Source organism: Sporichthyaceae bacterium, from assembly GCA_036493475.1.
GTDB lineage: Bacteria > Actinomycetota > Actinomycetes > Sporichthyales > Sporichthyaceae > DASQPJ01.
This window is the reverse complement of record DASXPS010000136.1, coordinates 1-14,891: the sequence shown is the minus strand read 5'-3', so window position 1 is coordinate 14,891 and position 14,891 is coordinate 1. Positions and strand designations below refer to the sequence as shown.

At 70.6% G+C, this 14,891-nt stretch carries 16 protein-coding genes; 9 read left to right on the top strand and 7 right to left on the bottom strand.

The window, feature by feature from the left end:
- A partial coding sequence (locus VGJ14_14330) for a choice-of-anchor Q domain-containing protein (protein ID HEY2833602.1) occupies positions 1-1,059 on the top strand: 1,059 nt, incomplete at its 5' end.
- Here VGJ14_14330 and VGJ14_14325 read toward each other — a convergent pair.
- Positions 1,038-2,327, bottom strand: a complete 1,290-nt coding sequence (locus VGJ14_14325; GenBank protein ID HEY2833601.1) for a nucleotide sugar dehydrogenase — start codon at positions 2,325-2,327, stop codon at positions 1,038-1,040. The genes VGJ14_14330 and VGJ14_14325 overlap by 22 nt on opposite strands.
- Here VGJ14_14325 and VGJ14_14320 point away from each other — a divergent pair.
- On the top strand, positions 2,238-3,566 hold the full coding sequence (locus VGJ14_14320; GenBank protein HEY2833600.1) for a glycosyltransferase family 2 protein: 1,329 nt from the start codon (positions 2,238-2,240) through the stop codon (positions 3,564-3,566). The genes VGJ14_14325 and VGJ14_14320 overlap by 90 nt on opposite strands.
- A gap of 5 nt (positions 3,567-3,571) precedes the next feature.
- Here the strand turns inward: VGJ14_14320 and VGJ14_14315 are convergent, their stop codons facing one another.
- On the bottom strand, positions 3,572-4,717 hold the full coding sequence (locus VGJ14_14315; GenBank protein ID HEY2833599.1) for a hypothetical protein: 1,146 nt from the start codon (positions 4,715-4,717) through the stop codon (positions 3,572-3,574).
- Positions 4,714-5,415 carry a glycosyltransferase gene (locus tag VGJ14_14310; GenBank protein HEY2833598.1) on the bottom strand — a complete coding sequence of 234 codons (702 nt, stop codon included), beginning with the start codon at positions 5,413-5,415 and terminating at the stop codon, positions 4,714-4,716. Before VGJ14_14310 ends, VGJ14_14315 begins: the two co-directional genes overlap by 4 nt.
- Before the next feature lie 178 nt (positions 5,416-5,593).
- On the opposite strand from VGJ14_14310, the gene VGJ14_14305 reads away from it, so the two are divergent.
- From VGJ14_14305 to VGJ14_14295, 3 genes are all read left to right on the top strand, one after another.
- On the top strand, positions 5,594-6,916 hold the full coding sequence (locus VGJ14_14305) for a PqqD family peptide modification chaperone (GenBank protein ID HEY2833597.1): 1,323 nt from the start codon (positions 5,594-5,596) through the stop codon (positions 6,914-6,916).
- A complete protein-coding gene (locus VGJ14_14300) occupies positions 6,913-7,539 on the top strand; it encodes a hypothetical protein (GenBank protein HEY2833596.1) in 627 nt (208 codons plus the stop codon). The genes VGJ14_14305 and VGJ14_14300 overlap by 4 nt, the downstream gene beginning before the upstream one ends.
- A gap of 76 nt (positions 7,540-7,615) precedes the next feature.
- Positions 7,616-7,900, top strand: a complete 285-nt coding sequence (locus VGJ14_14295) for a hypothetical protein (GenBank protein HEY2833595.1) — start codon at positions 7,616-7,618, stop codon at positions 7,898-7,900.
- Between the two features lie 17 nt (positions 7,901-7,917).
- Here VGJ14_14295 and tsaD read toward each other — a convergent pair whose 3' ends face one another.
- Positions 7,918-8,955 (bottom strand): tRNA (adenosine(37)-N6)-threonylcarbamoyltransferase complex transferase subunit TsaD, encoded by a 1,038-nt coding sequence (tsaD, locus tag VGJ14_14290; protein HEY2833594.1) that lies wholly within the window; start codon positions 8,953-8,955, stop codon positions 7,918-7,920.
- Between the two features lie 85 nt (positions 8,956-9,040).
- Here tsaD and VGJ14_14285 point away from each other — a divergent pair, with 85 nt between their 5' ends.
- Positions 9,041-9,310: a superinfection immunity protein gene (locus VGJ14_14285; protein ID HEY2833593.1), complete on the top strand. Its 270-nt coding sequence runs from the start codon at positions 9,041-9,043 to the stop codon at positions 9,308-9,310.
- 4 nt (positions 9,311-9,314) lie between these two features.
- On the opposite strand, the gene VGJ14_14280 is transcribed toward VGJ14_14285, so the two are convergent.
- On the bottom strand, positions 9,315-9,632 hold the full coding sequence (locus tag VGJ14_14280) for a hypothetical protein (GenBank protein HEY2833592.1): 318 nt from the start codon (positions 9,630-9,632) through the stop codon (positions 9,315-9,317).
- A gap of 156 nt (positions 9,633-9,788) precedes the next feature.
- On the opposite strand from VGJ14_14280, the gene VGJ14_14275 reads away from it, so the two are divergent.
- The gene (locus tag VGJ14_14275) at positions 9,789-10,955 is read left to right on the top strand and encodes an acyl-CoA dehydrogenase family protein (protein HEY2833591.1); all 1,167 of its coding nucleotides are present in this window, start codon (positions 9,789-9,791) and stop codon (positions 10,953-10,955) included.
- Between the two features lie 4 nt (positions 10,956-10,959).
- Here the strand turns inward: VGJ14_14275 and hemQ are convergent, their stop codons facing one another.
- On the bottom strand, positions 10,960-11,667 hold the full coding sequence (gene hemQ, locus VGJ14_14270) for a hydrogen peroxide-dependent heme synthase (GenBank protein HEY2833590.1): 708 nt from the start codon (positions 11,665-11,667) through the stop codon (positions 10,960-10,962).
- A 92-nt stretch (positions 11,668-11,759) separates the two neighbouring features.
- Positions 11,760-13,325, bottom strand: a complete 1,566-nt coding sequence (gene hemG, locus VGJ14_14265; protein ID HEY2833589.1) for a protoporphyrinogen oxidase — start codon at positions 13,323-13,325, stop codon at positions 11,760-11,762.
- Here hemG and VGJ14_14260 point away from each other — a divergent pair.
- Positions 13,238-14,203 (top strand): DUF4349 domain-containing protein, encoded by a 966-nt coding sequence (locus VGJ14_14260; GenBank protein HEY2833588.1) that lies wholly within the window; start codon positions 13,238-13,240, stop codon positions 14,201-14,203. The two genes, hemG and VGJ14_14260, sit on opposite strands and share 88 nt — an antisense overlap.
- Positions 14,204-14,281: 78 nt before the next feature.
- Positions 14,282-14,891 (top strand): hypothetical protein (locus VGJ14_14255; protein ID HEY2833587.1); only part of this gene is annotated, 610 nt, incomplete at its 3' end.

The window sequence follows — 14,891 nt, the reverse complement described above, 5'->3', positions numbered from 1 at the left end:
CAGTTCACCGACAACACCGGCGGTCGCGGCGGCGCCGGTGGTGCCTGGTCCGACGGCGATCACCACGGCGTGCCCGGCGGCGACGGCGGCAGCGCGGTGGGCGTGCAGGCCAATGGCGACGTGGCCTCGATCAATGCGGTCACCGTGGCGGGCATGCGGGGCGGCTGGGGTGGCACCGGCGGGCCCGGGCGCGCGGCGCAGGGCGCCGCACACGCCGGCACCGACGGTGGGGTGGGATCCGGTGGCGAGGCCGATGGCCTGCTGCTCACCGGGGTCGGCAGCGCCGCCCCGGCGGTGCTGTCCGTCACCAACAGCACGATCAGCGACAACACCGGCGGCGCGGGCGGGACCGGCGGATCGGGTGCCGGCATCAGCCTCGGCCTGACCACGCACGGCACCGGCAGGGCCACGCTGGTGCACAACACCGTGGTGAACAACGCCGGCGCGGCGGGCGCCACCGAACCGTCCGGCGGAATCGTCGCCGACGGCCCGGACGTGGCCCTGGCCGCCTCCCTGCTGGACAACCCCGTCGCCCTGGGTCCCACGGCAAACTGCCGGTACACCGGCCCCGGAACGCTCACCGACAACGGCTACAACGCGGTCTCCGACGTCGCCGCCGGGACCTGCGGGCGGGCGACCACCGATGTGCTGACCGCCGCCGCCGAGATCGGCCTGCTGCAGCACAACGGCGGACCGACCGAGACCCGCGCCCTCACTTCGGGGACCGCGGCGGCCACGGCGGTGGACGGCGCGAACCCGGCGGGCTACTGCACCGGTGCCCTGTTCGGCGTCGATCAGCGCGCGGTGGCCAGGTCCACCACCCGCTGTGCCGCGGGCGCCTTCGAGCCGGAACAGGCACCGGCACAGCCCGCACCGGTCGCCGTACCGGCGCCGCCCTCCGACAAGCATCCACACGGTCGCTGGGCGCCCGCGCCATACAAGGGCCCGAGGACCAAAATCGCGCCCGGTCACCACGGGCGGCACCACAAGTCGCACTACAAGCACCACGGCAAGCACCGCCACTCAACCCGCCCTGCTCACCACCCCACGCCCTCGTAACCCGGCATGGTGTCGATGTCGCGCCCGTAATACCCGTTCAGATCGAACAGCGTGTCGGGTGACGCGGCCTGCAACGCCCGGCGACCCGACTCGTCGGCGTACGCCAGGATCGCGACGACAGCGCCATCGAGCGCCTCTTCAGCGGTGTCGGTCAGGAGTCTCTGCAGGTGCGGCAGACGGGTTTGCACGTGACGCAAGTTCGAACCGGTGAGCCGGGCGGGCTTGATGATCGGATCGTGGATACGCAGGTCCACGCCCTTGCCGAGCAGGTACTCGGCAAGGGCGACGTTGGGACTCTCCCGGAGGTCGTCGGTCTCGGCCTTGAACGACAGCCCGAGCATCGCGACCCGACGGTTCGCGGGGTCGCGATCCTCCACCCGTCGGAGCACACGCTCGGCGAGGTCACGCACCACCAGTTCGTTGGAACTGAGCACGCCGGTCAATAGCGGTAGGTCCACCGCGTAGGTGCGGCCGAGGTGAAGCAGGCTGCGCAGGTCCTTGGGCAGGCACGATCCGCCGAATGCGAAGCCGGGGCGCAGGTACGCGGGCGAGATGTTCAGATCGGTGTCACGGACGAAGACATTCATGACCTCCCGGGAGTCGACCCCGGCACGCCGGAGCAGACGAGACATCTCATTGGCAAAGGCCACCTTCACTGCGTGAAAGGCGTTGCAGCTGTACTTGATGCTCTCGGCCACCTCGACCGGAACCGTGTGAACCTCGCAGTCCAGGAAATCGAACAGCTCCCGCAGCATCGCCACGGCCCGGTCCGAGCCGCCGATGACGAGCAACGGCGGGGCGTGAAAGTCGCGAACGCCCGAGCCTTCGCGGAGGAACTCTGGACACATCGCGACGTCAAGACTCACGCCAAGTCTGCGGCCACTCCGCTCCGCGAGCAGGGGCCCGAGCAGGTGAGTGACCGCGCCCGGCGGAACCGTGGAGCGAATCACCACGGTGTGCGGCAGGTCGCCGTCGGCCAGCGCGAGTCCGATCTCCTCCACCACCCGACGCACCTGAGTGAGATCGGCGCTCCCATCGGGCCGGGAGGGGGTGCCCACACACACCAGCGACAACTCGGCCTGGCGGACCGCAGCGGCGGTGTCGCTTGTCGCCCGCAGCCGGCCGATGCGCACGGCGTCCCTGACCATCTCGTCGAGCCCTGGCTCCACGACGGGGCAGTGACCGCACCGCAGCGCCTCGACCTTGATTGGGTCGACATCGACGCCGACCACTTCATGACCTTGGGCGGCCAGGCATGCCGCCGTCACCGTCCCCACGTAACCCAAACCCAGAATCGTCAATCGCATGGTTCTCGCCAGTCCTCGCGGCGGCTCGCTCAGCGAGCCGTCATTGTGGCCGCGCCACAGCGGGATCGACCGCCCTATGCTGTCCGGGTGCGAGGCACCCTACCGTCGATCGGTGCGTCGCTCATCGTCCGCGACGAGGAACACTGCCTGGCTCGTTGCCTGTCCTCGATCCGCGCGCTCGTCGACGAGATTGTGATCGTCGACACCGGGTCGATCGACCGCAGCATCGAGATTGCCGAGAACTTCGGGGCGCGCGTCATCCACCGCACCTGGACCGGTGACTTCGCCGGAGCCCGCAACATCGGACTTGACGCGATGCGATGCGACCTTGTGCTCTATCTGGACGCCGACGAATTCCTCGCCGACACCGATCCCGCGGCCCTGTTGGGCGGTCACACCTCCGACGCCTACGTCGCGTACCGACTCCTGCTGCGGTCCCGGCCGGGGTTCACCGCATACCGGGAATATCGGCTGTGGGAGAACCGGCCCGAGATCCGTTTCGGCGGCGTTATCCACGAGAGCGTCGTCCCCTCGATTCTGGCCGTCGCGGAACGCGAGGACCGCCGGGTCGGTCTCCTTGACCTGCTTCTCGAACACGACGGTTACGAGGGCGACCAATCGCACAAGCACCGACGAAATCTCCCGCTCCTGCTCGAGCAGGTCCTCAACGACCCCACCCGCACCTATCTGTGGGATCACATCGGCCGAATCCGCACCGAACTCGGTGATCTTGCGGGGGCGCGTGAGGCGTTCCGCACCGGCGTCGACCTGGTACGACGGCATGGCGTGTTCGACCCGGCCGACGCAATGGTCTTCGCCGATCTCATCTTCGCCAATGCTGTGCAGGACACACCGGATGCGAGCCTCGTCGCCGAGGGCACAGCGTTGTTCCCCGACAATCCTTTCGTGCGCTGGTGCGCCGCCCTCGACGCGCTGCACCGGGCAGCGTATCCGGAGGTCTGCGAACACCTCGAACGCGTCCTGGCGCTCGACGAAGGTCAGATGGCAGACATGGCATTGGGCCTCAACCAGCGCATCCGGGCGGAATGGGCCTTCAACGTCCGCGCGATGGCGCGATTCGAGATGGGGGACCACGCCGCGGCAGCCGAGGACTTCGCCCGCGCCGAGGCAGCCGCGCCGGATGTGCTCGCCTACCGCACCAAACGCATCGTCGCGCAGGGACGGGCGCAACGTGGGTGACCGGGTCAGATCAGCCCTACGTCGCGCAGACCCGCCACCAAGTCCGCAGCCACCACCTCCGGGGCGTATCGCGCCCGCAGCCCCTCGGCCTGTTTCTCCGCCCGTACCCGTGCCTCGGCCGGGTCGGCGCGCACCGCACGCAGCGCCTCGACGGCTGCGTCGACGTCGGGATCCAGCCACACAGTGTCGGGCAGGACGTGGTGCGCTACCTCGATCCCCGGAATGAGGTACGCAACGGCCGGGTCGAGATACTCCAACGGCCCGCCATAACCGGTCGTGATCACCGGACAGCCGGCCACCGCGGCGTCGAAGCAACCCAGGTCCCAGCCCTCCGCGTGCGGGAGCGACAACCAACAGTCACTGCGTGCGTGCAGGCTCGCAATCCAGTCATGGGTTTGCGGTGCAGTGACCAGGTGCACGGGCGGAGCGGGAGCATGCCTGGCCAGGATCGCCGCTACCGACCAGGAGGGTTGAAACCGCCGCTCCTCGGGCCCGGCCGGAACCGGCACGTCGCCGTCGACGACGTGGGAGGTCTTCAGCACGAGACGCACCCCGTCGGTGGGACCGAAGGCACGAGCAAAGGCCATCACCGTTCGTCCCGGATCCTTGCGTCGTCCCCACTGCGCGATCGAGTGGAACAGCATGGCACCGTCGTCGAAGATCGGGTTTAACCGCGCGTTCTTGGCCGACAGGGGGTCGTATGCGTGAGCGTGGGGGACGACCAGGATGGGAACCCGCACTCCGGCGGCGGCGAAGGCGTCTGCGTTCCAGCGCGTGGGCACGACCACCGCGTCGTACCGGTTCAGCAAGTCCGGCCAATGCGGCTGCACCCGCCAGTGCTCCCAGACCGTCGCCACAACCAGCGGGACGCCAGGCGGGCGCACCCGTTCCAGGGGCGGCACGCGTTCGGGGATGGTCCGCACGATAACCACATCCGGCTCGATCGGGCTGCCCTCGAGGCGACCCAATCCGATGCGATCGCGGTTCCCGACGACCGCAAGGGGGTCCGCGCGGTCCGTGCGGTTCCTGCCGATCGGCGTCCACCGGATCGGGCAGCCGATCTTTTCCAGACCGAGGATGAGGCGGCGGGCGCCGACCCCGTAGCCGGAGTGATCGTGGTCGGAGAGGAAGTGGACCGCGGGCAGCCTCACCACAGCGCCGTCACCGGCAGATATGGACGGGCTGCGTACGCGAGCGCGGTCTCGTCGGACGCCAACCGAGCCTCGGTGATATCGAACGCGCAAAGACGCGAGAAATCGCGACGGTGTTCCTCCCACCACAGGTGCGCGCACAGGTGCATCGAGACGGTGCGATCCAGGCTGCCCGGCACGAGGGGCTCTTCGAGCATCGCCGCAATGCCGGCGGGGTTGTGGTCGAAGGGGTGAAACGTCGATTGCGGCTCGACGTGGACCCAGTCGGGGTTCGCGACCGCGAGTCGCGTTGCCAGTCTGCACGAATGGCCCGACCACGTTCCATCCATGGCAGCGAAGATGCGCCGGCGCCATTCGACAACGAAATCTGACCCCGGCGCCGCCATCAGCAGGGCGTTCGACATCGACGGTTCCGGCAACGGGGCATCGCCGTACTTCACGTCGGCCTCGCGGCCGATCACCGCCGGTGCCGCCCACAGCGCGTCCGGAATCGGGCGCAGGAACAGTGTGTCGATGTCGGCGTACAGCCCACCGTCGGCGGCCAGAATGTCGAGCCGGGCGACGTCTGCGGCATGCGCGTACGAGTAGGAAGCCCATGGGCCGGCCTCGATCGGCAGGCCGACACACATTCCGATACGGTCCAGCGTGACCAACTCTCGGGCCATCTCCCAATAGACCCCGTAGGGAAGCTCGGCCACGTGCAGGACGATCTCGTCCGGGGCCGCTGCCCCGCGACAGGATTGGATGGCCAGAAAGTGCAACAGGTGGAAGGGCTCCCGCTGTGGGCGCATACCGAAGACGAAATGGGCAACCCGCGGGATCACAGCTGCACCGGACCGGACTGTGAAGTCACACCGCCGTAGTTTGCTCGCACTCATGCCGATCACGCCGGCGCCGCGCGGCAACGGCCTGGCGATGCGGGTGTGGGCGTTGATCACAGCAGCCGCCCGCGATCACGACGTGGCGCTCGCGGTGGTACCGGTAGCGGGAAACCTCGACGAGGATTCGAATCTTCCTCCCGAGGTCACACTGCGCAGCCTGGCGGTGAACTCGTCGGTGTTGGACGTGCTCAACGCATTCCAGGGACCGCTGCCCGACGCCGTGCTGGCGGCCCGCCTGAGCTTGGTGCCCCTGGCCGCGGCGGTCGCGGATGCCGCAGATGTGCCGCTGCTGGTGGATCTCGACGAGGACGACGTGGCACTGAATCAGGCACTCGGCAGACCCGAAGAAGCTGAGCGCTTCCGGCGCCTTGCCGCCGAGCACCTGCCCAGGGCCACGCTGATCACCGTCGCCTCCTCCGCGGACGTCGAGCCGATCGCCGGGCGGTACGGGTTGGGCGCCGGCGTCACGACGGTGCCGAACTGCGTCCGGATTCCCGCCCGCTCCCGGCGAGTCGCGCCGGGCGCGGGACGCGTTATTTTCTTGGGAAACCTGACCTACCCGCCCAACGTAGACGCGGCGCGCTGGTTGGCGACCGACATCCTCGAGGCGCTGCCGCCGGACATGTCATTGGACCTGGTCGGTCAGCCGGACTCGGCCGTCGAGGAGTTGGCCGGACCGCGGGTACGGGTGCACGGATACGTCGCCGACCTCACCGGCTACTACGCGAACGCCGACGTCGCGGTGGCACCGCTGCGGTTCGGGGCGGGCACCCGGATCAAGGTGCTGGAAGCGTTCGCCCATCGAGTTCCGGTGGTCACCACCCCGAAGGGTGTACAGGGCCTCAGCGTGGTGGACGGGGTCCACGCGCTGGTCGCCAAAGACGGCCCGAGCTTCGCGCGGGCGATTGAGCGGGCCCGGCAGCCGGACGAGGGCGCGCGGCTCGCCGACGCCGCGTACGAGTGGGTCGCGGCCCATCACGACTCTGACGTGGTGATCGGCCGACTCGCGGACGTCCTCGCCCGGGCGACCGTCGATGCCGCGCGCGCGCGTCCGGGCCCCGATGATGTACGTCCCCGCGCCGCCGCCGGCCTGGACGTCAATGACGCCGAGGACGGCCTCGTCGTCTACGGGGCCACCACCGGAGCGGTTCACCACCTCAACTCCACCGTTGCCGCCGTGTTCGTGCTGTGCAACGGCGGCTTGACCGTCACCGATATCACCGAGGAAATCCAGAAGGCCTTCGGGCTCGACGCGGCTCCCGCCGACGAAGTCGCACGGTGCCTGGCCGGGTTGCGCGGCAGCGGATTGGTCGAATGAGCACGAAGTACGTCTACCAGGTCCTCTGGCACCGGGTATTTGTCGAGATCGACGGCGGGTCGGAAGTGCCCGTCACCCCGATGCAGTGGCCTGTGGAGCCGATTGCCGAGGCACCGTACCGCCTGCGGGAGACCGACGCCGGCTGGGCGCTGAACCACCAGCAGGACCTGGTGAGCACTGCCCCCGACCTCGCGTCCGCCCTCGCCACCCTGGACCGGCGGGTCGGGGCAACAGCTCTGGATCTGGCTGCTCGACGCGGCTGGGTCGCGTTTCGCGGTGCGGTGGTCCAGACGGCGGCGGGCAGGCTATGCATCGTCGGAGATACCGACCAGGTGTGCCGGGCCGCGGGCACGGTCGGCATGGTGGAGAGTTTGGACGGCTGGGTGTGCCGGGACGGCGCGGTGCTGGCTGCGCCGTTCCGTGGTGCTGTCGACGTCGCCGCCCTCGCGCTGCAACCCGTCGATCGGATCCTGCAGGCAGCCGAGCAGCTCACGTACCTCGACTCCCCGGCGGCGGCGCTGGCGGCGCTGGTGGCAAGCGGCAACCGTGCATTGCACCCCGCCCCCGCGATAGTGCGCGCCGCCACCCACATGTTGCGACCTCGCTCAGGCGCGTCGCTGTAGCAGCACGCACCGTTCCCCCTACATTCATCGAGGAGCGGTCTCAACACTCGCGCCGCTCGGGGAGGAGTGGGGTCCGGTGACCGACGAATATCACCTCTCGGGTATCGATCGTCGTGCGTTTCTGCGCCGGCTGGGTCTGCTCGGCGTCCTCGCCCTGCCGATGATCACCTCGTTCACCATGGCAAGCCCCGCGGAGGCGTTCGGAGGTATTCCGGGCAACGGGGGTCACGCGGATCAGGGCAACATGGGCAACATGGGCCATCGGCCCGGTCCGGTCCGCAATCCACAACAGCCGCAGCCGCCCACGAACCCGGTGACCCCCGCCGTGTGCGGCGCGATCACCGGCCAGCCGGAGTGCTGACCTCACACTGATCGGCGTCAGTTCCGCAGCGTTGCCGAGTGAAGTTCCGCCGACGGGTCGGCGCCGAGGTCCAGGCCGTCGGCCGGCGCGCCCGAGGTGTGCAGCAGGTGACCGACCGCGGCGATCATCGCGCCGTTGTCCGTGCAGTACCGCAACGCAGGCACCCGCAGTCGCACCCCCGCCGCCTCGCACCGCTGCGCGGCCACCTCGCGCAACCGCGAGTTAGCGGCGACCCCACCGACGATGACCAAATCGCCCACGCCCTGATCGCGGCAAGCGGCGATCGACTTGTCCACCAGAACGTCTACCACGGCCTGCTGGAAGGAGGCCGCGACGTCGGCGGTCGGGATGTTTTCCCCGGCCGCCTCGGCCCGTTCCACCCAGCGGGCCACCGCGGTCTTCAACCCGGAGAAGGAGAATTCGAACGGGGGGTCGCCGGGTCGGGTCAGGCCGCGCGGGAACGCGATCGCGGCCGGGTCGCCCTCCTTGGCCGCCCGGTCGATCCACGGCCCGCCGGGGAACGGCAGTCCGAGCACCCGACCGACCTTGTCGAAGGCTTCCCCGGCCGCGTCGTCCATGGTGTCGCCGAGGTGGTGGATCGGGTCGGCCACCAGATCACGCACCACCAGCAGCGAGGTGTGCCCACCCGAGACGATCAGCACGATGCACGGGTTGGGCAGCGGCCCGTGCGCCAGGGTGTCGGCGGCGACGTGCCCGGCCAGATGGTGCACCCCGTAGAGCGGCACCCCCCAGGCGATGGAGTACGCCTTGGCCGCGGCCAGACCCACCTGCAGGGCGGTGGCCAGTCCGGGGCCGGCGGTCACCGCGATCGCGTCGACGTCCTCGCCTCGCACGCCGGCCTGACCCAGCGCCGCCTCCATGCACGGCACCAACGCCTCCAGGTGCGCGCGGGCCGCCACCTCGGGCACCACCCCGCCGAACCGCGCGTGCTCGTGCATGCTCGAGGCCAACGCCGAGCCGATCAATTCACCGTCGCGCACCACGCCGACGCCGGTCTCGTCACAGGACGTCTCGATCCCCACCACCGTTGCCATACCGAGATTGTCTCCCGGGGGTTGGCTGGGATCCGAAACGGCCGTGCGTTCGTCAAAGCTCCACCATTGACGCAGAGGGAGTTCGATGTCCGGCCGGCTGTACGCCTATAACCACGACGGTCGCGCGCCGTTTGGCTGGACCGAGGTGCTGACCGAGGAGCGCCCGCGGACGAGCCACGTCACCACCGCGCGGGTGTGCGCAGTGCTCACCCTGGGCTATCTGGCGCCGTGGGCGGTGGCCGCCGGCCGCGGCCGGCCGGACAGCGGCCGGATCGGGCTGATCAACCTGTTCGCCGGGTGGACGGTGATCGGCTGGATCGCCGCGTTGGGCATGGCCCGACACACCGAACTCTGAGGCGTCAGCTCCGCTCGGGGGCCGCGACCTCCAGCCGTTCGGCCATGCCGGTCAGTTCGGCGGTGACCTCCCGCAGAGCGAGGATCGCCGCATACAACGCGGAAAGTTCGGTACCGGCGTGCACCGGGTGGGCGTCCAGCACCGCGAGGTAGCGACGGGCCAGCTCCTCCGCGGCGGCATCCAACGCACCGTCCGGGGCCGGACTCAACCGCAGGTCCCGTTGTGCCCGGTCCATCCGGGCGAACGCCTCGGCGGCGTTCGATTGCCCGGACTGCACCTCGGCGAGCTTGCGCCGGGTGCCGCGTGAGGATCGTCCGAACACGACTGGTGACCCCTCGTCAGACCGCCGGCGCACTGCGCCGACGGTTGTGCGCCACCGAGGAGGCGTAGGCCAGTCCGATGAAGCCCACGCCCAGAAACGTACGCACCGGATCGGGCCGGCAGGATCGGGTCACAGCGCCCAGATTACGGTGAAGCGGTGGACTTCACGCAGACCGAGGACCAGCGCACCATTCGCCTCGCGGTGCGGGAACTGTGTGCGCGGTTCGACGACGACTACTGGATGCGCCACGACCGCGACCACCAGTTCCCGTGGGAGTTCTACACGGAGATGGCCAAGGGCGGCTGGATCGGCATTGCGATCCCGGAGGCCTACGGCGGCGGCGGCCAGGGCATCACCGAGGCCTCCATCGTGCTCGAGGAGGTGGCCGCCTCCGGTGCCTGCATGAACGGCGCCGGCGCCGTGCATTTGTCGATCTTCGGCATGCACCCGGTGGTGCTGCACGGCGGCGAGGAACTCAAGCAGCGGATGCTGCCCGGCGTGGCCGCGGGCACCACGCACGTCGCGTTCGGCGTCACCGAACCCGACGCCGGGCTGGACACCACCAACATCTCCACCCGCGCGGTGCCCGAGGGCGACGGCTACCGGGTGCACGGCCGCAAGGTGTGGACCTCCAAGGCGTTGGAGTCCGACCGGGTGCTGCTGCTCACCCGCACCACGCCGCGCGATCAGTGCGCCAAACCGACCGAGGGCATGACGCTGCTGGTCGCCAACCTGCGCGACCCCGCGGTGCACATCTCCCCGATCCCGAAGGTCGGCCGCAATGCGGTCGCCTCCTGCGAGGTCGTCTACGACGGGTTGTACGTGGACGGCGCGGACCGGGTCGGCGAGGAGGGCAAGGGCTTCCGTTACCTGCTCGACGGGCTGAACGCCGAACGGGTGCTGATCGCCTCCGAGGCGCTGGGCATCGGCCGGGTGGCGCTGCGCCGGGCCACCAACTACGCGAAGCAACGCATCGTGTTCGGCCGCCCGATCGGGCAGAACCAGGGCCTGTCATTCCCGCTGGCCGAGGCCCACGCCCGGCTGCGCGCCGCGGAGTTGGCCATCCGGGAGGCGTCCTGGCGACTGGATCGAGGCATGCCCGCCGGTGAACAGGCCAACATCGCCAAGTTCCTGGCCGCCGACGCGGCGTTCAAAACCGCGGACGCCGCGCTGCAGACGCACGGCGGATTCGGCTATGCCAGCGAGTACCACGTCGAGCGGTACTGGCGGGAGGCCCGGCTGCAACGGCTGGCCCCGGTGCCCCAGGAGATGGTGCTCAACTACCTCGCCGAGCACGTGCTCGGTCTGCCCAGGGCTTACTGACCGATCAGGGCAGCGCGGCGACCAACTCGGCCACCGGCTTGCGACGCCCGGTGTAGAACGGGGTCTCGTGGCGGGTGTGCAGCCGCGCCCGACTGGCCCGCAGGTGCCGCATCAGGTCCACCAACCGGTGTAGTTCGTCGGCCTCGAAGGCCAGCATCCACTCGTAGTCACCCAACGCGAAGCTGGACACCGTGTTGGCCCGCACATCGGGATACTCCCGCGCCATCTGACCGTGCTCGGCCAGCATTGCGCGCCGCTCCGCGTCCGGCAGCAGGTACCACTCGTAGGACCGCACGAACGGGTACACACACACCCACTCGTGTGCCACCTCCTCGGCCAGGAACGCCGGGATGTGGCCCTTGTTGAACTCCGCCGGGCGGTGCAACGCCAACTGCGACCAGATCGACTCACAGCGCCGACCCAGCGCGCTGCGCCGGAACCGGGCGTAGGCCTCCTGAAGGTCGTCCGCCGCGGGGGCGTGCCACCAGATCATGAAGTCCGCGTCCGCGCGCAGCCCGGCCACGTCGTACAGGCCGCGCACCAGCACGTCCTTGGCGGCCAGCTGGTCGAGCAGCTCGGAAAACTCCGCGGCCACCGGACCCCGGTCGGCCTCCCCCAGCGGATCGGCCACCCGGAACACCGACCACATCGTGTAGCGCACGACCTGGTTCAGTTCGCGCGCGCCCTTCGGTCGGTCGCCGTGCTCCGTCATGTGTCCTCCACCATCGCCGTGCCTGCCCTCTCCCCCGGTGACCTCGACTACCGCCTCGGTCAACGCTCCTGTGACCTCGGCTACCGCCTCGGTCAACCATTGTGCCGCTGCGGCACGATCGCGCCCGCGGCGCGGGCGGCCGAGGCGATACACGCGGCGATGCCGATGCCGTCGTAGGCGGCCCCGCACACGGCCAGGCCCGGCGCCGCGGCGACCGCGTCCCTGATCGCCGCCACCCGGTCGAGGTGGCCGACCGTGTACTGCGGCAACGACCCGCCCCAGCGGGTGACCAGGGAGTCGCGCGGCTGTCCGACCAGGCCACAGGCATCGGCCAGTTCGGCCCGCACCAGCGCGATCAGGTCCGCATCGCAGCGATCCAGATCCGCGGTCTCGCCGAATCGACCCACCGAGGCGCGCACCACCACGTCCCCGGCAGCGCTCTCGCCGGTCCACGCCCACTTCTGCGAGGAGTAGGTGACCGCCTTGATTCCTCGCCCCTCCACCGCCGGCACCAGGAAACCGCTGCCGTGCAGGGGCCGCGGGCCCGGCGACAGCACCAGCGTGACGATCGCCGCGGAGGCGTATTCGATCTCCGCCAGCCGCTGTGCCGCCACCGGCACCGACTCGGCGAGCAGGCGGGACGCCGGCCGTGCGGGCACCGCCAGGATCACCGCATCCGCCTCGAGGTACTCCGGTGCAGAGGTCGGCCCGGCCAGTAGTTCCCAACCGTGCTGACGGCGTGTCAGGCCCCGCACGGTGACGCCGGTGCGGACCTCGGCCCCGCTACCCGCCACCAGCGCCGGGACCAGCCGCGCCACTCCCCCGCGGATACCCGCGAACACCGGGCTCGGATCACGCGGCGACGCATGCAAACGCTCGCCGGCCGCGGCCGCGGCGGCCAACTGCGGAGCCGCGGCGCGCAGCGAGAGCCGATCGGCGTGCCCGGCCCATACCCCGCCCAGCAGCGGGTCCACCAGCCGATCCACCACCTGCGCGCCCCAGCGGGCCCCCACCCAGGCGCCGACCGAGATGTCACCCGCGACGGGGCGGGCCGGGAGCACGCGCTCCGCGCCGGCCCGCAGGACGCCCAACGGGCTCAGCACTCCGCTACGGCGCAGCGCGGCCAGGTCGAGCGGGACGCCCATCACGTGCCCGGCCGGCAGCGGCCGCACCAGCCCGCGGCTCCACACCCCGGCCGCCGACGTCTGCGGGTGCACCAGGTCAGCGCCCAGCCCAACCGCACGCACCAGGTCCACCGCCTCCGGGCGGCGCGCCAGCAGAGCTTCCGCGCCGGCGTCCACGGTGAACCCGGCCACCTCGGCGGGGGCCAGCTTGCCGCCGGGCCGCGCGGCGCGCTCCAGCACGGTGACCCGAACGCCGGCGTCGCGCAGGAACCAGGCCGCGGCCAGACCGGACACCCCGCCGCCGACGATCACCACGCGACGTGGCGGCGGCGCTGAGGTGGACACCCGTCCAGCGTGGCACGGCCGCCGGCGAACGTTTTGCCCCACTGCGCCGTCCCTGCCGCATACGTGCCGTCGTCCCGGACGGCGCAGCAGAAGGAGTCCGAATGTCTCCCCGTGTCCCCGCCCGACCGCCGCTCGCCGCCGGCGTACTGCTGCTGGCGGCCATGCTGACCGGCTGCGGTTCTTCGACATCCTCCGCCACCAGCAACACCGCGGCGCTCTCGCACGCGCCGCCGGTGCCCGCCGACAGTGCCGCTTTCTCGGCCGCCGCGCCCGCCGCGGCGGCTGCCCCCGCCCCGTCGAAGGCCAAGCTGCGGACCCCGCAGGCCCCACCAGCGGCCAACACCGCCGCGCTCGGCGTGCCGGATTCCGCGCTGACCGGGCGCAGCATCGTGCACACCGCCGAGGAGACCATTTCGGTCCCGGACATCGCGCGTGCGGTGTCCTCCGTCGAGGCGGCGGTGGACGCCGCCGGCGGCCTCGTCGCCCGCTCCGAACGCAGTGGCGCCGACGGCGACTCCCCGACGGCGAACATGCGTCTGCGGGTGCCGCCGAGCAACTTCTCCTCGTTTCTGGACCGCGTCGGCAAACTCGGCACGGTCAGCGATCGCACGCTGACCGGCGACGACGTGACCGATCAGGTGGTGGACGTGGCCAGCCGGGTGCAGACGCAGCGGGCCAGCGTGGACCGGGTGCGGGCGCTGATGAACCAAGCGACCTCGTTGAAGGACGTGGTGACGCTGGAGGGCGAGTTGTCCGCGCGCGAGGCGGACCTGGAAGCGTTGCTGGCCAAGCAGAACAAGCTGAAGGACCAGACCGACCTGGCCACAGTCACCGTGCACCTGTTCACCCCGGCCACGGCCGCGGCGCCCGCGGCGCACGGGCACCGCCGGGGCTTCGCCGCGGGCTTGGGCAATGGGTGGGACGCGTTCACGGCGGCGGCGGTGGGTGCGGCCACCGTCCTCGGCGCGGTACTGCCGTTCGCGATCGCGATCGCCGTGCTGGCGCCGCCGCTGGCCTGGGCCGCGGTTCGCCTACGTCGCTCGCTACGTTCCAGGACAGTTGGTTGAGGCCTTGCCGCTGGATCGCCCGTGCGGTGATGTCCGTCTCGTACGCTCGAGGCGAGGAGTTGTCCGGAGAGGACGTGCATGGCCGATTGGCGCGGACCCGCGCGGCGTTTCGCCGGCGTGGCAGCCGTGCTCGCGGTGGCCCTGGTGGCCGGGCAATCCGGGGGGTACGCGGCCCGGCTGTCCCCCGCCCCGATCACCTCGTTGATCAGCCTCGGCGTGCACAACAAGCCGTCGGCCGGGCAGAGTTACGCGCCCTCGATCAGCACCGACGGGCGGTATGTGGCCTTCGACTCCGACGCGGACAACCTGGTCCCCGCTGACAACAACGCGCAGAACGACGTGTTCGTGCGGGACCGGCAGTCCGGACGCACCGAACTGGTCAGCCTGAACTCGAGCGGTCAGCAGGGCGACAAAGGCTCGTTCACCCCGTCCATCTCCGGCGACGGCCGCTGGGTGGCGTTCGTCTCCGACGCGGACAACCTGGTGCCCGGCGACGCCAACCAGGCCTCGGACGTCTTCCTGCGCGACCGCCGCACGAAAAAGACCATCCGGTTGTCACTGGCGCTGGATGGCCGGGAGACCCTCGGCGGCTCCGGCCCAGCGGTGAGCGCGACCGGTCGCTGGGTCGTCTACAACGTCGCCACCCCGCTGATCTCCCGGGGCACCGACGAGGACCTGGCCGGGATGT